Below are 18,842 nucleotides of genomic sequence, written 5' to 3' on the forward strand. Positions count from 1 at the left end.
CCCTCCCGGTCCCCTCCTCCCGGAAGGACGCCATGGCCGCCGCCCCGCAGCGCCCCGCGACGCCCCGCCGCCCGCGCCTGCGGCGCAGCGACTGCCACCGCCCCGGTATCACCCGCCGCGGCCACGGGCGCGGCTTCGCCTACGCCCGTGCCGACGGCACGAAGGTCACGGACCGGGAGGAGCTCGACCGGATCCGGGCGCTGGCGATCCCGCCGGCGTGGCGCGACGTGTGGATCAGCCCGCACCCCAACGGCCACATCCAGGCCACCGGGATCGACGACGCCGGACGGCGCCAGTACCTCTACCACCCCCGCTGGCGGGAGCTGAAGGACCGGGAGAAGTTCGACCGGGTCCTGGACCTCGGCGACGCCCTGCCCCGGGCGCGGCCGGTCGTCACCCGGCTGCTGCGCTCGTCCGAGCCCACGGAGGAGCGGGCCTGCGCCGCGGCCTTCCGGCTCGTCGACGCCGCCGCCCTGCGCGTGGGCAACGAGGAGTACGCCCAGACCAACGGCTCCTACGGGGTGACCACCATGCTCGTCGAGCACGTGCGCACGGACGGGGACGAGGTCCACCTGGACTTCCCCGGCAAGAGCGGCCACCGCTGGTCGCTGAGCCTGCGGGACGCCGACCTCGCCGCGGCGCTCGCGCCCCTGCTCGAGCGCGACCCGCAGGAGACGGCCCTGGCCCACCCGGACGCCGAGGGGAGGTGGGTGCCCCTGACCAGCGCCCGCCTCAACGACTTCGTGCGGGAGCGGTGCGGGCCCGACTTCACGGCCAAGGACCTGCGCACCTGGCAGGGCACGGTCACCGCCGCGCTGGCCCTGGCCGCCCGGGCCGACACCCGGCCCTCGCACAGCGCCCGGAAGAAGGCGGTCGCCGCGGCCGTGCGCGAGGTCGCCGAGCACCTGGGCAACACCCCCGCGATCGCCCGGAAGTCCTACGTCGACCCCCGGGTCGTGGACCGCTTCCTCGACGGCGAGACCATCGACGCCGCCACCTACCCGGCCGCCGAGCGGGGCCTGCGGGCGTTCCTCACCTGAGCCGGGGAACCGGTTCGCCCTCCGGTCCGGACGGCGGACCGGTTCCGGGTCAGAGCAGCCCGACGTAGGTGGCGGAGAACCCGAAGCCGACGACGTCGTCGCGGCCGTCGCCGTTGACGTCGCCCAGCAGGCGCGGGTACCGGTCCGGGGTCCACCCGGCGCCGTAGCCGAACTCCGGGCTCAGCAGCTGCGGGCCGACGAGGACGTTGTCGTCCCCGAAGGCCGCGTAGGTGCCCGCGTTGCCGAAGCCGACCACGTCGGCGATCCCGTCGCCGTTGACGTCGGCCGTGCCCCGGGGATGGCGGTCGACCCGCCAGCCCTGGGCGCTCCCGAGGTCGGCCAGCTCCAGGCTGACGGGGAAGAACGTCGGCTCCCCGGCCTGGTGGGCGCGGGAGTAGGCCGCATACGTCCCGGCCCGGCCGAAGCCGATGAGATCGGCCCGGCCGTCGCCGTTGGCGTCGGCGACCGCCCGCGGGTGCTGGTCGACGCGCCAGCCCTGGGCCCAGCCGAAGTCGCGGACCTCCAGCGCGGGCTGGGTGAACGTGTCGCCCAGCACCGAGAAGGAGGAGACGTAGGTCCCCGCGTCCCCGAAGCCGACGATGTCCGCCGTGCCGTTGCCGTCCACGTCGGCGAGCAGCCGCGGGTTCTTCTCCACCCGCCAGCCGCGGTCCCAGCCGTAGCTGTCGATCCGCTTGCCGGCGCCGTCGAAGATGCGGTCGGCCCGGCCGTGGGCGACGGTCACCCCGGAGTGGCCGAAGCCCACGATGTCCGCCGTGCCGTTGCCGGAGAGGTCGGCCAGCGCGCGCACGTGCTGGTCGGTGCGCCAGCCCTGGTCCCAGCCGAACTCGCGCAGCTTCAGCTGCGGGGCGGTGAAGCCGCCGCCGGGCTGGGCGTAGGAGACGACCACCCCGGCGTCGCCGAAGCCGACGAGGTCGTCGCGGCCGTCGCCGTCGACGTCGGCCACGTGCCGCGGGTGCCGGTCGACCCGCCACCCCTGGTTCCAGCCGAAGTCGCGGACGGCCAGGGCCGGGGCGGTGAACGTGCCGTCGGCCCGGCCGTAGCCGACCCACACCCCGGCGTCGCCGAAGCCGACCACGTCGTCGCGGCCGTCGCCGTTGAGGTCGCCGAGCGCGCGCGGGTGCCGCTCGACGCGCCACCCGTCGCGGTAGGAGAGGAAGGGCTGCGCGGTCGCGGCCTGGGCCGGGCCGGCGACCGCGATCCCGGTCGCGGCCAGCAGCGCGGCCGAAGCGCCGGTGAGCAGCCGCGTGAGCATCGAGCGTGACATGACAGGTCCCCCAGACCTCCGAGTGCCGATCGGGCACAGGACCGGCGCCGTGCGCGGGGCGTGCCCCGGACGTCCGGTGGGGTCAGGGGCGGCTCCGTGGTGAACGGAAGCAAATCCTGGTGCTCACAGTGTAGGACCGCCCCGTCCCGCGCACCAGGGACAACCCGGGTCGTCCCCGGACGGTCGGCTCAGCGGCGCACGCCGCGGGCGAAGTAGAGCACCGGGCCCACGAAGTTCACGGCGATGACCGCCGCCCAGGCGGCCTTGCGGCCGTTGACCTGCGCGGCCGGGCGCAGGGCCAGGTCGGTCCAGGCGGTCACGGCCAGCGAGACCTGCACCGAGGCCAGCACGAGCAGCGCCGTCCGCTGGGCGTCGGTGAGCTCGTCCCACCGCTTCGTCCGGCAGCTGCGGTCGGGGGTGCGCGTCATGGTCGTCTCCTCGGGCTCGGGCGGGACCGCGGTCCTGGAACGGCCCCGGGATCCCATGGTGGAATGGGCGCCCGCACCGGTCAACGGCGCGCGTCGCGCCGGGCAGGAGAGAGCCGTGGACGTGTTTCCCCGAGGACGTGCGGCGGCCGTGCCGCGCTCCGTGCCGTGCGCGGCCCGGGACCGCTGGGCCGGGCTCCTGCCGACGACGACGCCACCGCCCGCCGACCGCGCCCGCCTGGCCGCCCTGCCCGAGCCGGCGCGGCGGTGGCCGGAGCACGCCGTGCCGCCGGGCACGCCCGCGTGGACGACGACGGAGGCGGTGATGAGCGGGCGGATCCGGCTGGGCGGGCGCTGGCGGCGCTTCCGGGCCCGGCAGCTGCTCGCCCCGGGGCACGGCTTCGCCCGGGCGGCCCGCACCCGCATGCTGGGGCCGCCCGAGCGGCTGCGGGCGGGCTGGGACCGGGGCACCGCCCGGCAGGCCGAGGGCGAGTTCTTCCGGGCGCGGATCGAGGGCGTGATCCTGCGCTGACCCGTCCCCGACCCCGGGGCGGGACGCTCAGGACCGTCCGGGGGCGTCCTGGTGCTCGGCGGTCAGCTCCCCGGCGATCTGCCCGGCCCAGGACGCGACGGCGTCCCAGTCGCGGTGGTCGCCGAAGCGCACGCCCAGCACCCGGGCGACCCGGCCCACCGCGCCCGGGAACTGCTCGGGGCGGGCCAGCCCGGAGAACAGCCGGTGGCCCCGGGGGCGGACGAGGTCGCGCAGGGCCGCCGCCATCCGCCGGTCCTGGGCCCTGTGCGCCGCCCCGCGCACGGGCCGGGGCAGCGCCGCGGACATGCCCGCGCTGAACAGCCACACCGGGCGGGCCCGCAGGGCGTCCCGGTGGCGCTGCACGAACGCGGTGGCCTCCGGCAGCCACGCCTGGTTGTGGACCGCGCTCCCGAGCACGGCCGCGTCGTAGCCGCCGGGGTCCGGGTCCGCTCCGATCGGCACGACGTCGACCGTGCAGCCCCGGGACTCCAGGACCTCGCCGATCCGGCGGGCGATCCCCGTGGTCGAGCCGTGGGCGCTGGCGCACGCGACGAGAACGCGCATTCCTGCCACCTCCTCCGGTGTGCTCCCAGGGTAGGGCTCCCGGCCCCGCGGGCGCGCTCCCGGCGGTTCCGTGACGCCGGGGCCCCGCCGGTTCAGGCCCAGGGCGGGGGCGGTGCCCCCGGGTCGGACCGGGCCGGGGGCGGCGGACCGTGCTCCGGCGGGGGCGGGGAGGGTGCCCGGCCCGGCTCGGGCGGCTCGGCGGCCGGGCGGGTGGCCGGCCCGGGCGGCACCGGCTCGACCGGGCCCTGGTCGAGCCGGAAGGGCGGGTACTCGTCGCGCAGCAGCAGCACGTAGGCCGCGACCCGGTAGACCCAGCGGTTGATCCCCACCACGAGGGCGAAGAGCCCCTCCCGGTAGCGGCCGGTGAACAGCAGCGCCACGGCCGCGACCAGCACGAGCAGGCCCAGCAGGGACGGGCTCCAGGAGCCCGTGGTGGTCACGACGTCCCCCTCCGCGTCCCGGGCCGTGGTCGTTCCCCCCGTCCCGCCGGTGAGCACGGCCAGGACCAGCAGGTGCGGGATCGCGAGCAGCCACCACTTCACGAGCACCAGCCCGCGGGAGAGCCGTTCGGGGCGGGCCACCTCCAGGTCCGCCGGGTAGGGGGGGCGGAGGCGAGGGTGAACGGCGGGTACCGGTCGGTGCCCAGCGCCGAGTAGGCGTAGAAGCCCACCCGCCAGCTCCAGCGCAGCACGCCGACCGCGAAGGCGAACCAGGGCCGGGGGTAGCGGCCGGTGAACAGGACCGTGAGCCCCGCCGCGACCGTGGTGACCAGCAGCGCCGGCCACAGCACGGCCAGCACGAGGGCGTGGGGGACCACCAGCAGCCACTTCACCAGCCACAGCCCCCGCGACAGTCCCCGGTCCAGGTGGCCGGTGAGCGCGACCGGGTACGCCGCCCGGTCGGGCGTTTCGGCCCGGGCCGCCCCGGGGCCGGTCCCGGGCGGGGGAGCGGACGGGGCGGAGGGCCCGCCGCGGCCGCGCGGCCGGGCCCGGGTCAGCTCCGGGTCGGCGTCGCGGCCCAGGCCCGCGGCCCCGAGCAGCAGCAGGGGCAGGCCGAGCACGAGCGCGACCGCCCCGCCCAGCAGCGGCCCGGTGGACAGCGGGCCGAGCAGGTCGGAGCGGGCCCCGGCCTGCAGGTCCACCCACACGGGGGCCGAGGCGTCGGCGTTCATCACGACCAGGCTCCACCGGCCCGGGCGCAGCTCGAAGGCGACCTCCCGGGTCCCGGTGCCCTGGTCGGAGACCGCCCAGAACGGCTGCTCGCCGGGGCGCTCCGGGGTGCGCTCGCCGACGGGGGCCTCCTGCTCGTCGTCGTCGCGGGTGTCCTCGCCGAGCTCGGCGCGGGGCACGCCCTCGAGATAGCGCTCGACGTCGGCGGTGGGGGCCACGCCCACGAACAGCTCCTGCGCCGGGTCCACCGCGCCGGCGCGCACCTGCACGGCGGCGAGCTGGTCCTCCGGGTCGAGGAACGGCAGCTCGGGCAGCGGCGCGCCGCCGGTGTCCAGCTGCGCGGGCGGGCTCGTGAGGGCGCGCCCGACGGTCTGGTGGCGTTCGGTGCCGCCGGTCAGCCACCGGCCGTCGTCCTGGGCCGCCGCGGCCCCGGCCAGCACGAGCCCCAGCACCAGGGAGCCCGCGCCGAGGACGGTCAGGACGGTGCCGAGCACCAGCAGCACCCACTGGCCCGGCCGGGCCCGCGGCGGCGGCCGGTGCGGGGCGGTCGGTGCGGGGACGGGACGGTCGGTCATGGGATCCCCCGGTGGGCTCGGGCCCGGCCGCGGCCGGGCGTCGGGTGCGGCGCCGGTGCGGGACCGGTGCCGCGGGGCGTCAGACGCGCAGGACGGCGGCGCCCGTCAGCCGGTCCGCGGCGAGGTCGGCGAGCGCGCGGTCGGCGTGCTCGAGGCGGTAGGGGACGGTCGTGGGCCGCAGCCGCAGCCGCGCGGCCAGGCGCAGGGACTCCTCGCCGTCCCGGCGGGTGTTCGCCGTGACGCTGCGCAGCCGGCGCTCCTGGAAGAGCTCGGCGGCGTGGTCGAGCGCGGGGATCGTGCTGAGGTGGATGCCGGCCACGGCGAGGGTCCCGCCGCGGTCGAGCGCCCGCAGCGCCGGCGGCACGAGCTCGCCGGCCGGGGCGAAGAGCACGGCGGCGTCGAGCAGCCGCGGCGGGGGGTCGGCGGCCCCGCCCACGGAGGCGGCGCCCAGCTCGCGGGCCAGCTCGCGCGCCCGCTCGGAGCGGGTCAGCACGTGCACCTCGGCGCCCTGGTGGATCGCGACCTGCGCGGCCAGGTGCGCCGAGGCCCCGAACCCGTAGATCCCCAGCCGGCCGCCGGGCGGCAGCTCCGCCAGCTTCAGCGCCCGCCAGCCGATGATGCCCGCGCACAGCAGCGGCGCGGCCGCGACGTCGTCGAACTCCTCGGGCAGCCGGTAGGCGAAGGCCTCGGGGACGACCGTGCGCTCCGCGTAGCCGCCGTCGGCGTCCCACCCGGTGAAGCGCGGGGCCGTGCACAGGTTCTCCCGGCCGCGGCGGCAGAAGCGGCAGCGCCCGCAGGTGTGCCGCAGCCACGCGGCACCCACGCGCTCGCCCCGGCGGAAGCGGGTGCAGCCGGGACCCAGGGCCACGATCTCGCCGACGACCTCGTGGCCGGGGACCACCCCGGGGCGGTGCAGCGGCAGGTCCCCCTCGGCCAGGTGCAGATCGGTGCGGCAGACCCCGCACGCGCGCACCCGCAGGAGCAGCTCGCCGGGCCCGGGGACGGGGTCCGGGCAGCGGCCGAAGCGCAGTGGCCCGCCCTCGACGGGCCCGGGCTCCTCGATCCACCAAGCACGCATGGCCGCCCGTCCGTCCCCCGTGGTCGGGGCGCGGCCGCGGCCGCGGCCCCTCGTCTGCTCCCGAGTGTAGGAACGCCCCCGGGCCCCCGGAAGAGCGCCGGCAATGTTAATCCCGGCCCGGCCGGCCCGGGTGTTCCCAACGGCGGGCCGGGCGGGGACCATGGGGGCACGGCCGGGCGGCCCGCGCGCGGCACGAGGGAAGGTGCGGACCGTGGCAGAGCGCGTCGACCGGTGGCCCCCGGGGGCCCCGTGCTGGGCAGACCTCATGGTCTCGGACCTGGACCGGTCCGAGGACTTCTACGCCACCGTGCTGGGGTGGCGGTTCACGCCCTCCGACCCCGCCTTCGGGGGCTACTGCAACGCGCTCGTGGCCGGGGAGCCCGTGGCGGGGCTCTCTCCCGGGCTGCCGGGGGCGGAGGACGACCCGCACGCCTGGGCGGTCTACCTCGCCTCCGACGACCTCGCGGCCACCGGGCGGGCGGCCGTCGCCGCCGGGGCCCGCCCGGTGCTCGAGCCGGTGCGGGTCGGGGACTTCGGGTCGATGGGCGTGTGGGCGGACCCGACCGGGGCCGCGTTCGGGGTGTGGCAGCCGGGGCGGCACACCGGGTTCAGCGTGGTCGGCGGGCACGGGACGGTGGCCTGGTGCGAGCTGATGACCCGCGACCAGCGGGCCGCCGAGCGGTTCTACGCCGCGGTCTTCGGCTACGCCTACCGGGAGCTGGGCACCCGGCACGAGGCCTACGCGGCCTTCACGGTCCCCGGTTCCGAGCGCGGCGGCGGGATCGGGGTGCCCGCCCCGGACGTGGACCCCCTGCGGGAGGCGCCCCCGATGTGGTGGGTGTGCTTCGAGGTCGACGACGCCGAGACCGCGGCCGAGGCCGTCGTCGCCGCCGGCGGGTCGCTGCTGGGCGAGCCGGAGGAGTTCGGCTACGGCGAGCTGGTCCTCGCCGCCGGCCCCGACGGGGAGCGCTTCGCCATGACGGGACCCCGCTCCGAGGACTGGGACGACCACTCCTGGAGCCGGAAGCTGCGCCGCTGACCCGCCGCCCCGGGCGGCGGGTCAGCGGCGCGCCGGAGCGGGAGGTGCGGGGCCCGGACGCGTGCGGACCGGGGTGCCGCCGGCACGGCGGCACCCCGGTCCGGGCGGATCAGCAGTGGGGACTCAGAACATGCCCACCACGGCGCCGACGAACCACAGCAGGACGAACAGCGCCACGAGACCCACGATCACGCCGATCCAGACCTTGCCCTTGGCGGAGTCGCCCGGGCGGTCGACGTCGAGGTCGGGGTTGTCCGGGCCGACGCCCACCCCGGCGTCGGGCGGGGTGTCGCCCGCGTAGCTGCGCCCGTCCTGCTCGTCGAGGGCCTTGCGAGCCTTCTCGGGGTCGTTGCGGGCGTCCTCGGGATTGATCTCGGCCATGGTTGTCCTCGCTCTCTGCGGGCGTTCGCACGCCGGGTCGGTGTCCGGCCACAGTAGCAAGCCTGCTGGTGATGACCCAGGGCCCGTCCGGTCCGGCGCCCGGATCCCGGACGCGCGGCGGTGGTTCAGCCCAGCGCCGCGGCGGCGCTCAGGCCCGCGGCGGCGGCGGCGAGGGCGAGCGCGGCCGTGCCCGCGGCGTTGAGCACGGCCCGGCGCACCCGGCCCTGCCGGGCGAGGCGGACCGTGTCGGTCATGGCCGTGGAGAACGTCGTGTACCCGCCGCAGAACCCGGCCACCGCCGCCGTGGCCGCGGTGCCGCCGAGGGCGCCGGCCAGTGCGGCGCCCGCGAGCAGGCCCGCCAGCAGGGAGCCGGTGACGTTGACCACGACCGTGCCCACGGGGAACGTCCCGCCCCACCGCTGCCGCACGGCACCGTCGACCGTGAACCGGGCCACCGCCCCCAGCCCGCCCAGCAGGCACACCAGCAGCGCCGTCACGGCCGCCGCCGTCCCGCGAGCAGCACCCCGGCCAGGCAGGCCGCGAACCCGCCCGTCACGGACAGGACGAGATAGCCCACGGCCTGACCGGGGGCACCGCCGGCCAGCAGCCGCTCGGTCTCCAGGGCGAGGGCGGAGAAGGTCGTGAACCCGCCCAGGGCGCCCGTGCCCAGACCCAGCCGCAGCAGCTCCCGGCGCGGCGTCTCCGCGCCGCGGCGGGCGAGGGCCTCCAGCAGCAGTCCGAGCAGGAAGGCGCCCAGCAGGTTCGCCGCGAGGGTCGCCACCGGCCACCCGGCGGCCGGGGGCAGCAGCAGCGCCAGCCCGTGGCGGGCGCCCGTGCCGGCGGCCCCGCCCGCGCCCACGGCGAGGATCAGCAGCGGTCTCCGGTGCGGCGGTCGGGGCACGGGTCCTCCTGGCGGGTGCGGGCCGCGGCGGCCGGGTGCGCACGGCGGGGCGGGACGATCCTACCGGCGGGTCCGTATCATCGGTCGGATGCACACCATCCGCTGGCCACGGGTCCTGCTCGCCGTCAAGGCCGCCCTGGCCGTGTCCCTGTCCTGGGTCGTGGCCCAGCGCATGCCGGGCGTCATCGACCAGTACCCCTACTACGCCCCGCTCGGGGCCATCTGCGCCATGTACCCGACCGTCATGGGCTCGGTGCGCACGGGGCTGCAGACCCTCGCCGGGCTGGCCCTCGGGATCCTGCTCGCCGCCGGGGTGCTGCTCGTGGGCGACCCCAACCTGCTGACCATCGGCGTGGCCGTGGGCCTGGGCGTGCTCCTGTCCGGGATCCGCCGCCTCGGGGCGGGCGCCGACTACGTCCCCGTGGGAGCGGTGTTCGTGCTGATCCTCGGCGGCCAGGACGCGGAGAACTACTCGCTGGGCTACCTCGTCCAGATGGCGGTCGGCGTGGGCATCGGGCTGCTCGTCAACGTGACGGTCCTGCCGCCGCTGGACTTCCGCAGCGCCCGGCTGCAGCTGGACCGCCTGCAGGGCGCCGTCGTCGACTACCTCGAGGACGTGGCCGGGGAGCTCGAGAGCCCCGGGGCGAGCGGGGGGCGCGACTGGGAGCAGCGCAACCACGACCTCGTGCGGCTCACCGGCGAGGTGCGCGAGGCCGTCGACGAGTCCGCGCTCACCGCCCGGGGCAACCCGCGGGCCGTGCTGCGCCGCCGCCGCCGCGGGCTGGACCCCGGCTACCGGCCGCTGAACACCCTCGACCGCCTGGTCTTCCACGTGCGCGGGTTCACGGACGTGCTGCGGGCCCTGCACGATCCCGACCGGCGCGACTGGCGGATCTCCGAGGAGGTCGCGGACCGGCTGGCCGAGGCCGTGCGCGGCGCCGCCGCGTGCGTGCGGGCGTGGTCCCAGAGCGAAGACACCCGGGAGGGCGCGGCGGCCGTGCGCTCCCGGCTCGACCGGCTCTTCGACGAACCCGTGGACCCCACCGACCAGGAGGGCCGGCTGGTGCTGGCCGCGGCGCAGGACCTGCGGCGGCTCGTGGACGTCCTCGCCCCGCCCACCGCCCCCGCGGCCGGCAGCACCCGGGCCGAGGCCCGCTGACGAGCCCGCCCCGGCTCAGGCCTCGAAGTGCGTCGCGGCCGGCCCCCGGCCCACGGTGGCCACGAGGTCGGCGGCGAGGTCGCTCAGCTTGACGTTGCGGTGGCTCGAGGCGGCCTTGAGGATCTCCACCGCCCGCTCCTGGGAGCAGCGGTTCTGGCCCATCACGATGCCCACGGCGAGGTCGATCGGGGTGCGCGAGCGCATCGCCGCCCGCAGGTCCTCCCGCTCCTCCCGGTGCCGGGCCAGCCGCACCGCGAGCCGCAGGCCCTTCGACGCCAGCAGCACCTCGCGCTGCACCGTCCGCACGGTGTCGTCGTCGAAGGCCCCCGGGCGCTCCGCGTAGACGTTGAAGCCCGCCTGCGCCTCGTCCCCCAGCTCGAACGGGACCCCGAGCACGGCGCGCACGCCGACCTTCCCGGCGGCCTCGGCGTAGGCCGGCCACCGGCCGTCGGTGCGCAGGTCCGGCACGTGCACCGTGCGCCGCTCCCGGACCGCGGTCAGGCAGGGGCCCTCGCCGAAGCCGTACTGCACCTCGTCCAGCAGCGCGGCCTCCGGACTGGAGGAGGCCACGGTGGTGCCGCGCCGGTGGCGGATCAGCGTCACCGCGCAGTGGCTCTGCCCGCCGCCCGAGAGCGCGGCGGCCATCGTGCGGGTGAACTCCTCGAGGAAGCCCGCGATGTCCTCGCTCTCCAGCAGCAGGTCCTGGAGCCGTTCCGCGGGCGCGGGGCCCGCCGCGTGCTCGGTCATGTCCCGTCCGATCCTCGGTCGTTCCCGGCGGGGGTCCGCCGGGCGCCGGGGCACTCCCGCCGCGGCGCCCCGCCACTCTAGCAAGGGCCCCCGCGTAGACTCGGGGGCCATGCAGTGCGACTACCACGACGCCGGGGCGTGCCGCTCCTGCACCCTCATGGGGCGACCCCACGACGAGCAGCTGGCCGGCAAGCAGGAGCACTGCCGCGGGCTGCTGGGCGAGCGCCCGGGCCTCGAGTGGCTGCCGCCGGTGGCCGGCCCGGAGTCCGGGTTCCGCAACAAGGCGAAGATGGTCGTGGGCGGCACCGCGGACGAGCCGACCCTCGGCATCCTCGACGAGCAGGGCCGGGGCGTGGACCTGCGCCGCTGCGGGATCGCCGCCCCCGGGCTGACCGCCGCGCTGCCCGCGCTCGCCGCGTTCGTGACCCGGGCCTCCCTCGTGCCCTACGACGTGCCGGCCCGGCGCGGGGAGCTCAAGCACCTGATCCTCACCGAGTCCCCCGCGGGGGAGCTCATGCTGCGCTTCGTGCTGCGCTCCACGGAGTCCGTGGTGCGCATCCGCAAGCACCTGCCCGCGCTGCGGGAGCGGCTGCCGCGGCTGGCCGTGGTCTCCGTCAACCTCCAGCCGGAGCACAAGGCGGTGCTCGAGGGCCCCGAGGAGATCGTGCTCACCGAGCGGCAGACCCTGCCGATGGCCCTCGGCGACGTGGTGCTGCACCTGCGCCCGCGCAGCTTCTTCCAGACCAACACGGCGGTGGCCGCCGCCCTCTACCGGCAGGCCCGCGAGTGGGTCGACGAGCTGGACCCGGCCACCGTGTGGGACCTCTACTGCGGCGTGGGCGGCTTCGCGCTGCACGTGGCAGCCCCGGGGCGCACGGTCACCGGGATCGAGACCAGCGCCGAGGCCGTGGCCTCCGCGCAGCTCAGCGCCCGCGAGGCCGGGCTGACGGGGGTGGAGTTCGCCGCCGGGGACGCCACGGCCTTCGCCCTGGCCGCGCGGGAGGCCCCCGGGCTCGTGGTCGTCAACCCGCCGCGGCGCGGGATCGGGCCGCGGCTGGCCGGGTGGCTGGAGTCCTCCGGGGCGGCGCACGTGGTCTACTCCAGCTGCAACGCCGTCACCCTGGCCCGCGACCTCGCCGCGATGCCGTCCCTCGTGCCGCGCCGGGCGCGGGTGCTGGACATGTTCCCGCAGACCCGCCACTACGAAGTGATGGTGCTGCTCGAGCGCGCCGCCTGATCCCCGTCCCGGCCCCGCCCCGCCGGGGCCGGGTCGAGCCGCAGCCGGCCGTCGAGCATCGTCGCGCAGCGGTCGGCCAGCGGGACGAGGCCGGGGTCGTGGGTGACCAGCACCGTGGCCGTGCCGAAGCGCCGGGTCGCGGACACGAGCAGCTCGGCGATCTCCCGCGAGCGCTCCCGGTCCAGGGCCGCGGTCGGCTCGTCGGCCAGCAGCACCCGCGGACGGGCCATCAGCGCCCGGGCGATGTTCACGCGCTGGCGCTGCCCGCCGGAGAGCTGGTGCGGGCGCCGGCCCGCCGCGGCGGACAGGCCCACGAGCTCCAGCAGCCCGGCCGCCCGCTCCCGGGCGCCGGCGAGCCGTGCGCCGCGGGCCCCGCGCACGTGGGCGGTGAGCACGAGCTGCTCCAGGGCGGTCAGGGACGGCAGGAGGTTGGGCTGCTGGAAGACCACCCCGATCCGCGTGCGGCGCACCCGGGCCAGCTCCGGCTCGGGCAGGCCGGTCAGCTCCTGCCCGTCCAGGCGCACGGAGCCCGCGGTGGGGCGCACGAGGGCGGCGGCGACGGCGAGCAGGGAGGACTTGCCCGAGCCCGAGGGCCCGACCAGGGCGGTGACCGTTCCCGCCCGTGCGGTGAGGTCCACGCCGTCGAGGGCCCGGACCGTGCGCGGGAGCCCGGCGGCGTCCGTGCCGTCGGGGTGCAGCAGGTCCACGCCCGCGAGCTCGAGGGCCGGGGGACGGGCGCCGGCGGGCGCGGCGGACGGGGGAGCGGGTGCGGGAACCATGGTCAGGTGCCTCCGAGGGCGAGCAGGGGATCGACGGACGAGACGCGGCGGGTCGCGAGCAGGGCGCCGGCCCCGCCGAGGACGGCCACGCCGAGGGCCGGGAGCAGGACGGTGGCGGGCCCGGTGGCGAAGGGCACCGCGGTGCCGGCGGCGAGACCGGTCAGCCCGCCGGCGAGCGCGCCGGCGAGGGCGCCGAGCACGAGCACCGCGGCGGCCTGGGCCAGGGCGTCGCGCAGCAGGTAGCCGCGGGAGGCGCCCAGCGCCCGCAGCACCGCGACGTCGCGGGTGCGCTGGAGCGTCCACACGGTGAGGAAGGACACGACCACCAGTGCGGAGATCCCGTAGAGGAAGCCCTGCATCGCCAGCAGCGACCCGCGCTCCGAGGCGTAGGCGGGCAGCGCGGCGAACGCCCCCCGGGTGTCGGTGGTGACCGTCCCGGCCGCGGCGTCCGCGGCGGCGGTGGCCTGCGCGTCCGGCGGGTCCCCGGCGGCGGGCAGGGCCAGCGCGGTGGCCACGGCGTCCCCGCCCAGGTGCGCGATCGCGGGCAGGTCGGCGACGGCGGCCCACACGACGGGCAGGTGGCTGTGGTGGACGTCCTCGGTCACGCCCGCGACCCGCAGCGCGGCGGAGGACAGGCGCACGGTGTCCCCGGGGCCCACCCCGAGGTCCTCGGCCACCGCGGCGCTGAGCACGGCCTGGCCGGGGCCCGGGTGGGAGCGGCCCTCGAGGGCCCGGAGGCCGGGGGCCAGGCCGGTGTCCTCCTCCAGGGCGAGGACGGCGACCGCGGCGGCGGAGCCGCCGGCCTCGGCGCGGGTCTGGGCCGCGCCGAGGCGCTCGACGGCGGGGGCCCCGGCCGTGCGCGCCCAGGCGCGGGTCTGCTCGGCGGTGAGCGCGGAGTCGGTGAAGGAGGCCTCGCCGGAGCCGTCGGCCGGGGCGTCGAGCACGATGCGGGCGGCCTCCAGGCGCTCGAGGCCCGAGGTGTTCTGCCGGCCCAGGCCCTCGGTGAGGCCGGTGAGCAGGACGAGCAGCAGGGTGATGAGGGCGACCGCCCCGCCGACGAGGGCGAAGCGCCCCCGGGCGAAGAGGAGGTCGCGGACGGACAGGTACACGGGGTGCTCCTGGGTGCTGGTGCGTGCGGTGGTCGTGGACGGGCGCTGCCCGTGCCCCCAGCATGCTCCCGCCGCCCCGTCCGCCCCATCGCCCGCACGGTCGGTCCGCCGGCGCCGTCCGGCGGGCTCCCGGATCGACCGAACGGTTGATCCGGGACCGGGGCGGCGCCCGTAGCATGGCCGGGAGCTCCCCGGTCGCCCGCACCCCGCCGGGCCGCCGGCGGGCACCGGGAGCCGGAGGAGGCAGCGTGCAGGAGGACAGCTCGACGACCGCCCTGCTGCGTGCCCTGCGCGTCACCCTGCACGTCGGCTTCGCCGGGCTGCTCCTGCTGGGGGTGCTGCGGGTCCTGCTGGAGTCCCGGGCGGGCCAGGCCCCGCCGGGCGGGCCCCTGCCGGTGCTGGGCCTGGCGGCCGTCCTCGCCCTGACCTACCTCGCGGGGACGGTGGCGGAGAGCCGCGCCGCCACCGGGCGCACGGGACGGGACCCGCGCCGGCTCGCGCTGCCCTGGCTCGCGGCGATCACCCTCCTGTGGGGCGCGCTGACGCTGTTCAGCCCGGACTTCTCCTGGGTGGTCTTCCCCCTCTTCTTCGTCTACCTCGTCCTGCTGCCGCGGGCGGCCGCGCTGCCGGTCGTCGCGGGGCTCACCGCCGTGGTCGTGCTCGCCCAGTACCTGCACGCCGGCCCCGGCGCGTTCGCACCGGCCATGGCGGTGGGGCCGGTGGTCGGGGCGGTCTCCGCCGTCGTCGCCGGGCGCGTCTACCGCGCGCTCTACCGCGAGGCCGAGCGGCACCGCCGGACCGTGCGCGCGCTCGAGTCCGCCCGGTGGGAGCTGGCCCGGCGGGAGCGGGAGGCCGGGCGGGCGGGGGAGCGCGAGCGCCTCGCCCGGGAGATCCACGACACCCTCGCCCAGGGGCTGTCCTCGATCGTGCTGATGTCCCGCGCCGCCCGGGACTCCCTCGCCGCCCGGGACGAGGAGCTCACGGGCCGGCGGCTCGGCGTCATCGAGGCCACCGCGGCGCAGAACCTGGCCGAGGCCCGCCGCTTCGTGCGCGACCTCGGCTCCCCGGCCCTGGACCCGGGGCTGCCCGCGGCACTGGCCGAGCTGTGCGCGGCCACCGCCGAGCGGGCCCGGGCCGCCGGGGGCGAGCTGGAGTGCCGGTTCCGCGCCGAGGGCGAGCCGCCCGTGCTGGGCCCCGAGCAGAGCGCGGTGCTGCTGCGGGCGGCGCAGTCGTGCCTGGCCAACGTCGCCGAGCACGCCGGGGCCCGCACCGCCGTGGTCACCCTGGCGGGCTGGCCGGACGCCGTCTCCCTCGACGTCTACGACGACGGCCGGGGGTTCGACCCCGCGCGGCCGCCGGGGCGCCGCGACGGCGGCCACGGCTTCGGCCTCACCGGGCTGGACGCCCGGGTCCGGGAGCTGGGCGGCGGGCTGACCGTCGAGTCCGCCCCCGGCGGGGGCACCGTGGTGGGGGTGCGGCTGCCCCTGGCGCCCGCCGCAGGACGGCCGGCGGGCCGGGGGCGGGCGCGGTGACGGGCGTGCGGGTGCTGCTGGTCGACGACCACCCCGTGGTCCGGGCCGGGCTGCGCGCCGTGCTCGAGGGCGCCGGCGGGGTCACGGTCGTCGCCGAGGCCGCCGACGGTGCGGAGGCGCTCGCGGTCCTCGCCGCCGCGGACCCGCCCGTGGACGCGGTCGTCATGGACCTGCAGATGGGCCCCGGCATGGACGGGATCGAGGCCACCCGCCGGATCTCCGCCGCCGGCGGGCCGCCGGTGCTGGTCCTGACCACCTACGACACCGAGGCGGACGTCGTCGCCGCCATGACGGCCGGCGCCACCGGCTACCTGCTCAAGGACGCCCCGCCCGAGGCCGTGCGGGAGGCCGTGCAGGCGGCCGCGGCCGGGCGCCCCGTGCTCTCGCCCGCGGTCACCGCCCGGCTCGTGCACCGGCTGGGCGCCCCGGCCACGGCCCTGACCGGCCGGGAGATCGAGATCCTGCGGCGGCTGGCCACCGGGGCGACCAACCGCGAGCTGGCCCGGGCCCTGTTCATCTCCGAGGCCACGGTCAAGACCCACCTCGTGCACATCTACGACAAGCTCGGGGTCGACAACCGCACCCGGGCGGTCGACCGCGCCCGCGCCGAGCGGATCATCTGAGGACCCCCGCCCACGGCCGGGCGGACGACGACGGGGCGGGTGCGGGCCGGTCAGGCGCGGGCGCGCCGGCGCACGAGGACGGTCGCGGCGGCCGCGAGCAGGAGGCCGCCCGCACCGGCGACCAGGAGCGGGGTCCCCGAGGACCGCGCGTCGGCGGCCGTCTGGACGTCGAAGCCGGGGTTGACCGCCTCCGGGTGCGGCCGGGGCCTGCTCGACCGGGGCGGGGACCACCGGCGCGGCCTCGACCGGGGCGGGGGCGGCCACGGGTGCTTCCACGGCCGGGGCGGGGGCGGCCACGGGTGCTTCCACGGCCGGGGCGGGCGCCACCGGGGCCGGTGCAGCCGGGACGGGCGCGGCCGGGGCGGACCCGCAGGCCAGCGCGGCCTGCTCGAGCAGCCCCGCCAGCTGCGCGGCCGTGGCCTGGTCGATCCCCAGCTGGGCGAGCAGGCCGTCGAGGACCACGGTGGACTCGGCCACCGCCTGCTGCGCGGCGGCGGGGTCCACGCCCTCGAGCGCGGTGCCCAGCCGGGCGTCGAGCTCGGCCAGGCGCGCCTCGGCGGCCGCGACGGCCGCCGGGTCCCCGGACTCCTGGGCCAGCGCCAGCTGCTGGGCGGCCTGCTCCAGCTCCTGCAGGCTCGGCCCGCCGGCGCCGCCGACCAGGGCGGCGTACCGGGCCTCGGCGGCGGCGACGGCCTCGGCGGAGAGCTCCACCTGGGCCAGGGCCTGAGGGGTGATGCCGGTGCCGGCCACGGCCGTCTCGAAGGCGGCGGTGGCCTCGGGGCAGGCGGGCGTGCCCGGGGCGGCCGAGGCCGCGGGGCCGCCCGCGACGAGGCTCCCGGCCAGCAGGGCGGCCGTGGTGGAGGCGGTGGCCCAGCGGCGTGCCGGGCGGCGGGCGGGGCGTGGCTCGGGGGTGGCAGTCGTCATCGCGTCCGGATCTCCGATCGTCGTGCCCTGCGGGCGCTTCCCGCGGGGGCCGTGCCAGCGCGCGGGCGGGCCGGGCTCCTCCGGGCGGAGGGGACGGGGCCGTCCCGCGTGGTCCCCGGGGCGTGCGCGGGCCCGTGGAGCTGCCTGGAGCCCGGACGGGACCGGAGGACCGCTGCTGGGCTCAAGCTACGCACCCGTAGGTTCCGCTGACCAGCACCAGTTGTGCGGACAGGGGCGCGGACGTGCGGCCGGGGCTGCCGGTCGGGGTGCGGGCGGCGGGGTGCCCGCCGGCCGGGTCAGCGCACGGAGGCGGTCTCCAGGGCGCCCTGGCGGGCCAGCCAGCCCGCGTAGCTGCCGTCGAGCTCGACCACGTCGAAGCCCTCGTGGCGCAGGGTCGAGGCGACCACGGAGCTGCGCATGCCGCTCTGGCAGTAGGTCACGATCGTGCCCTCGGCCGGGAGGCCGTCCAGGTTCCACAGGACCCGGCCGCCGTGCAGCTGGGTGGCGCCGGGGACGGCGCCCGCGGCGTGCTCGCTCTTGGCGCGCACGTCGAGCAGCAGGGCCTTCTCGAAGGACTCCACCTCCTCGGGCCGGACCAGCCGCGGGGTCTCCTGCGGCAGGCCCTCGAGGCCGGTCACGTAGCCGGCCACGGCGTCGATGCCCACGCGGACCAGGTGGTCCCAGTACTCCTGGGCGGCCTCCTGGCCGTCGGCCAGCAGCACGAGCGGGCGGGCGTCGCGCTCCGGGTCCACGGCCCAGGCGGCGTAGGTCGCCACGGAGCCGCCGGCCGGGACGTTGAGGGCGCCGGCCACGGTGCCCTCGTGCACCACCGCGGCGGGGCGGGTGTCCACGAAGGTCACGGTCCCGGCCCCGAGGTCGGCGGCGACCTGCTCGGCGGGCAGCTCCTGCAGCGGGGCGCGCTCGCCCATCACGGCCGGGCCCTGCCGATTCTGCCGCTTCATGCGGCCGAAGTAGAACGGGGCGTCCGGCTGGCCCTCGAGCAGCTCGTCGATGAAGCCCTGCTCGTCGCCGGAGGCGACGTAGTGGCCCCACCAGGAGTACAGGCGCTCGTAGCCCACGGTGGTCGAGGGGATGGCGCCCAGGGCCTTGCCGCAGGCGGAGCCGGCGCCGTGGCCCGGGTAGACCTGGACGTGGTCGGGCAGGGTCAGGAACTTCTCCCGGAGGCTGCGGAACATCTGCTGGGCGCCCAGGAAGCGGGTGTCCACGCCCCCGGCCGCCTCGTCGAGCAGGTCCGGGCGGCCGAGGTCGCCGGAGAAGACGAAGTCGCCGGTGAGCATGTAGCCGGGCTGGTCGCTGAACGCGCCGTCGGTCACGAGGAAGGACAGGTGCTCCGGGGTGTGCCCGGGGGTGTGCACCGCCTCGACCACGATGTTGCCGATGCGGATCTCGTCGCCGTCGTGCAGGCGCTCGGCCTCGAACTCGTACTGCCAGTCCGGCCCGCCCTCGGCGGAGACGTGCATGGTGGCGCCGGTGGCGGCGGCCAGCTCGCGGGTGCCGGAGAGGTAGTCGGCGTGGATGTGGGTCTCGGTGACGGCCGTGATCCGCATGCCGTTCCTGGCCGCGAGGTCCAGGTAGACCTGGATGTCGCGGCGGGGGTCGACCACGACCGCCTCGGCCTTGCGCTGGCAGCCGATGAAGTAGCTCGCCTGGGCCAGGTCCTCGTCGTAGATGCGCTCGAGCAGCATGGTTGTCTCCTTCGCGGGGTGCGGGGTTCTCGGTGCT

The 18,842-nt window shown here is 77.9% G+C and carries 20 protein-coding genes; 7 read left to right on the forward strand and 13 right to left on the reverse strand.

The genetic code is table 11. The annotated features are described in order from the left end of the window. The first annotated feature begins 32 nt into the window (after positions 1-32). Positions 33-1,040, forward strand: a complete 1,008-nt coding sequence (locus AS188_RS04640; protein ID WP_058857873.1) for a DNA topoisomerase IB — start codon at positions 33-35, stop codon at positions 1,038-1,040. A 49-nt stretch (positions 1,041-1,089) separates the two neighbouring features. On the opposite strand, the gene AS188_RS04645 is transcribed toward AS188_RS04640, so the two are convergent. Both AS188_RS04645 and AS188_RS04650 read right to left on the reverse strand, forming a co-directional pair. Beyond that, entirely contained in the window at positions 1,090-2,325 is a 1,236-nt protein-coding gene (locus AS188_RS04645; RefSeq protein WP_058857874.1) for an FG-GAP repeat domain-containing protein, read from the reverse strand. Between the two features lie 188 nt (positions 2,326-2,513). Further along, positions 2,514-2,753: a PLDc N-terminal domain-containing protein gene (locus AS188_RS04650; RefSeq protein WP_058857875.1), complete on the reverse strand. Its 240-nt coding sequence runs from the start codon at positions 2,751-2,753 to the stop codon at positions 2,514-2,516. Between the two features lie 115 nt (positions 2,754-2,868). Between AS188_RS04650 and AS188_RS04655 the strand changes: the two genes are divergently transcribed. Beyond that, a complete protein-coding gene (locus AS188_RS04655) occupies positions 2,869-3,282 on the forward strand; it encodes a DUF6544 family protein (RefSeq protein ID WP_147050330.1) in 414 nt (137 codons plus the stop codon). Between the two features lie 27 nt (positions 3,283-3,309). On the opposite strand, the gene AS188_RS04660 is transcribed toward AS188_RS04655, so the two are convergent. The 4 genes from AS188_RS04660 to AS188_RS04670 all read right to left on the reverse strand — a co-directional run bounded on the left by AS188_RS04660 (position 3,310) and on the right by AS188_RS04670 (position 6,668). Beyond that, positions 3,310-3,846 (reverse strand): flavodoxin domain-containing protein, encoded by a 537-nt coding sequence (locus AS188_RS04660; protein WP_058857877.1) that lies wholly within the window; start codon positions 3,844-3,846, stop codon positions 3,310-3,312. Between the two features lie 92 nt (positions 3,847-3,938). Then, positions 3,939-4,427, reverse strand: coding sequence for a DUF4389 domain-containing protein (locus AS188_RS17355; protein WP_236945054.1), 489 nt, complete (start codon positions 4,425-4,427; stop codon positions 3,939-3,941). Next, complete coding sequence (locus tag AS188_RS04665; protein ID WP_236945055.1) at positions 4,385-5,590, reverse strand: DUF4389 domain-containing protein; 1,206 nt, start codon at positions 5,588-5,590, stop codon at positions 4,385-4,387. The genes AS188_RS17355 and AS188_RS04665 overlap by 43 nt, the downstream gene beginning before the upstream one ends. Positions 5,591-5,669: 79 nt before the next feature. After that, entirely contained in the window at positions 5,670-6,668 is a 999-nt protein-coding gene (locus tag AS188_RS04670) for a zinc-binding alcohol dehydrogenase family protein (protein ID WP_058857878.1), read from the reverse strand. 211 nt (positions 6,669-6,879) lie between these two features. Here AS188_RS04670 and AS188_RS04675 point away from each other — a divergent pair, with 211 nt between their 5' ends. Continuing rightward, positions 6,880-7,707, forward strand: a complete 828-nt coding sequence (locus tag AS188_RS04675) for a VOC family protein (protein ID WP_058859729.1) — start codon at positions 6,880-6,882, stop codon at positions 7,705-7,707. Between the two features lie 123 nt (positions 7,708-7,830). Here the strand turns inward: AS188_RS04675 and AS188_RS04680 are convergent, their stop codons facing one another. The 3 genes from AS188_RS04680 to AS188_RS04690 all read right to left on the reverse strand — a co-directional run bounded on the left by AS188_RS04680 (position 7,831) and on the right by AS188_RS04690 (position 8,989). Beyond that, entirely contained in the window at positions 7,831-8,088 is a 258-nt protein-coding gene (locus tag AS188_RS04680; protein WP_058857879.1) for a hypothetical protein, read from the reverse strand. 125 nt (positions 8,089-8,213) lie between these two features. Then, positions 8,214-8,585, reverse strand: coding sequence for a FluC/FEX family fluoride channel (locus AS188_RS04685; protein ID WP_058857880.1), 372 nt, complete (start codon positions 8,583-8,585; stop codon positions 8,214-8,216). Next, positions 8,582-8,989: a fluoride efflux transporter FluC gene (locus AS188_RS04690; RefSeq protein ID WP_058857881.1), complete on the reverse strand. Its 408-nt coding sequence runs from the start codon at positions 8,987-8,989 to the stop codon at positions 8,582-8,584. The genes AS188_RS04685 and AS188_RS04690 overlap by 4 nt, the downstream gene beginning before the upstream one ends. Positions 8,990-9,077: 88 nt before the next feature. Between AS188_RS04690 and AS188_RS04695 the strand changes: the two genes are divergently transcribed. After that, on the forward strand, positions 9,078-10,148 hold the full coding sequence (locus AS188_RS04695) for an FUSC family protein (RefSeq protein ID WP_058857882.1): 1,071 nt from the start codon (positions 9,078-9,080) through the stop codon (positions 10,146-10,148). A gap of 15 nt (positions 10,149-10,163) precedes the next feature. On the opposite strand, the gene AS188_RS04700 is transcribed toward AS188_RS04695, so the two are convergent. Beyond that, positions 10,164-10,895: a GAF and ANTAR domain-containing protein gene (locus AS188_RS04700; protein ID WP_058857883.1), complete on the reverse strand. Its 732-nt coding sequence runs from the start codon at positions 10,893-10,895 to the stop codon at positions 10,164-10,166. A 109-nt stretch (positions 10,896-11,004) separates the two neighbouring features. Here AS188_RS04700 and rlmC point away from each other — a divergent pair, with 109 nt between their 5' ends. Then, the gene (rlmC, locus tag AS188_RS04705) at positions 11,005-12,132 is read left to right on the forward strand and encodes a 23S rRNA (uracil(747)-C(5))-methyltransferase RlmC (protein ID WP_058857884.1); all 1,128 of its coding nucleotides are present in this window, start codon (positions 11,005-11,007) and stop codon (positions 12,130-12,132) included. On the opposite strand, the gene AS188_RS04710 is transcribed toward rlmC, so the two are convergent. Both AS188_RS04710 and AS188_RS04715 read right to left on the reverse strand, forming a co-directional pair. Beyond that, positions 12,096-12,911 carry an ABC transporter ATP-binding protein gene (locus AS188_RS04710; protein WP_083529251.1) on the reverse strand — a complete coding sequence of 272 codons (816 nt, stop codon included), beginning with the start codon at positions 12,909-12,911 and terminating at the stop codon, positions 12,096-12,098. The genes rlmC and AS188_RS04710 overlap by 37 nt on opposite strands. Positions 12,912-12,913: 2 nt before the next feature. Beyond that, entirely contained in the window at positions 12,914-14,020 is a 1,107-nt protein-coding gene (locus AS188_RS04715) for an ABC transporter permease (protein WP_058857885.1), read from the reverse strand. Positions 14,021-14,268: 248 nt separating this feature from the next. Between AS188_RS04715 and AS188_RS17655 the strand changes: the two genes are divergently transcribed. Further along, positions 14,269-15,552, forward strand: coding sequence for a sensor histidine kinase (locus AS188_RS17655; protein ID WP_058857886.1), 1,284 nt, complete (start codon positions 14,269-14,271; stop codon positions 15,550-15,552). Beyond that, positions 15,549-16,175, forward strand: coding sequence for a response regulator (locus AS188_RS04725; protein WP_058857887.1), 627 nt, complete (start codon positions 15,549-15,551; stop codon positions 16,173-16,175). Before AS188_RS17655 ends, AS188_RS04725 begins: the two co-directional genes overlap by 4 nt. Before the next feature lie 1,220 nt (positions 16,176-17,395). On the opposite strand, the gene AS188_RS04735 is transcribed toward AS188_RS04725, so the two are convergent. Further along, the gene (locus tag AS188_RS04735; protein WP_058857889.1) at positions 17,396-18,805 is read right to left on the reverse strand and encodes an MBL fold metallo-hydrolase; all 1,410 of its coding nucleotides are present in this window, start codon (positions 18,803-18,805) and stop codon (positions 17,396-17,398) included. Between the last annotated feature and the right edge of the window lie 37 nt (positions 18,806-18,842).

The sequence above is a fragment of the Kocuria flava genome (assembly GCF_001482365.1).
Taxonomy (GTDB): Bacteria; Actinomycetota; Actinomycetes; order Actinomycetales; family Micrococcaceae; genus Kocuria; species Kocuria flava.

Bases quoted from the DNA above. Each gene is read 5' to 3' on its own strand.
- AS188_RS04640 (WP_058857873.1), top strand. From the start codon at position 33: ATGGCCGCCGCCCCGCAGCGCCCCGCGACGCCCCGCCGCCCGCGCCTG.
- AS188_RS04645 (WP_058857874.1), bottom strand. From the start codon at position 2,325: ATGTCACGCTCGATGCTCACGCGGCTGCTCACCGGCGCTTCGGCCGCG.
- AS188_RS04650 (WP_058857875.1), bottom strand. From the start codon at position 2,753: ATGACGCGCACCCCCGACCGCAGCTGCCGGACGAAGCGGTGGGACGAG.
- AS188_RS04660 (WP_058857877.1), bottom strand. From the start codon at position 3,846: ATGCGCGTTCTCGTCGCGTGCGCCAGCGCCCACGGCTCGACCACGGGG.
- AS188_RS04665 (WP_236945055.1), bottom strand. From the start codon at position 5,590: ATGACCGACCGTCCCGTCCCCGCACCGACCGCCCCGCACCGGCCGCCG.
- AS188_RS04670 (WP_058857878.1), bottom strand. From the start codon at position 6,668: ATGCGTGCTTGGTGGATCGAGGAGCCCGGGCCCGTCGAGGGCGGGCCA.
- AS188_RS04680 (WP_058857879.1), bottom strand. From the start codon at position 8,088: ATGGCCGAGATCAATCCCGAGGACGCCCGCAACGACCCCGAGAAGGCT.
- AS188_RS04695 (WP_058857882.1), top strand. From the start codon at position 9,078: ATGCACACCATCCGCTGGCCACGGGTCCTGCTCGCCGTCAAGGCCGCC.
- AS188_RS04700 (WP_058857883.1), bottom strand. From the start codon at position 10,895: ATGACCGAGCACGCGGCGGGCCCCGCGCCCGCGGAACGGCTCCAGGAC.
- rlmC (WP_058857884.1), top strand. From the start codon at position 11,005: ATGCAGTGCGACTACCACGACGCCGGGGCGTGCCGCTCCTGCACCCTC.
- AS188_RS04710 (WP_083529251.1), bottom strand. From the start codon at position 12,911: ATGGTTCCCGCACCCGCTCCCCCGTCCGCCGCGCCCGCCGGCGCCCGT.
- AS188_RS04735 (WP_058857889.1), bottom strand. From the start codon at position 18,805: ATGCTGCTCGAGCGCATCTACGACGAGGACCTGGCCCAGGCGAGCTAC.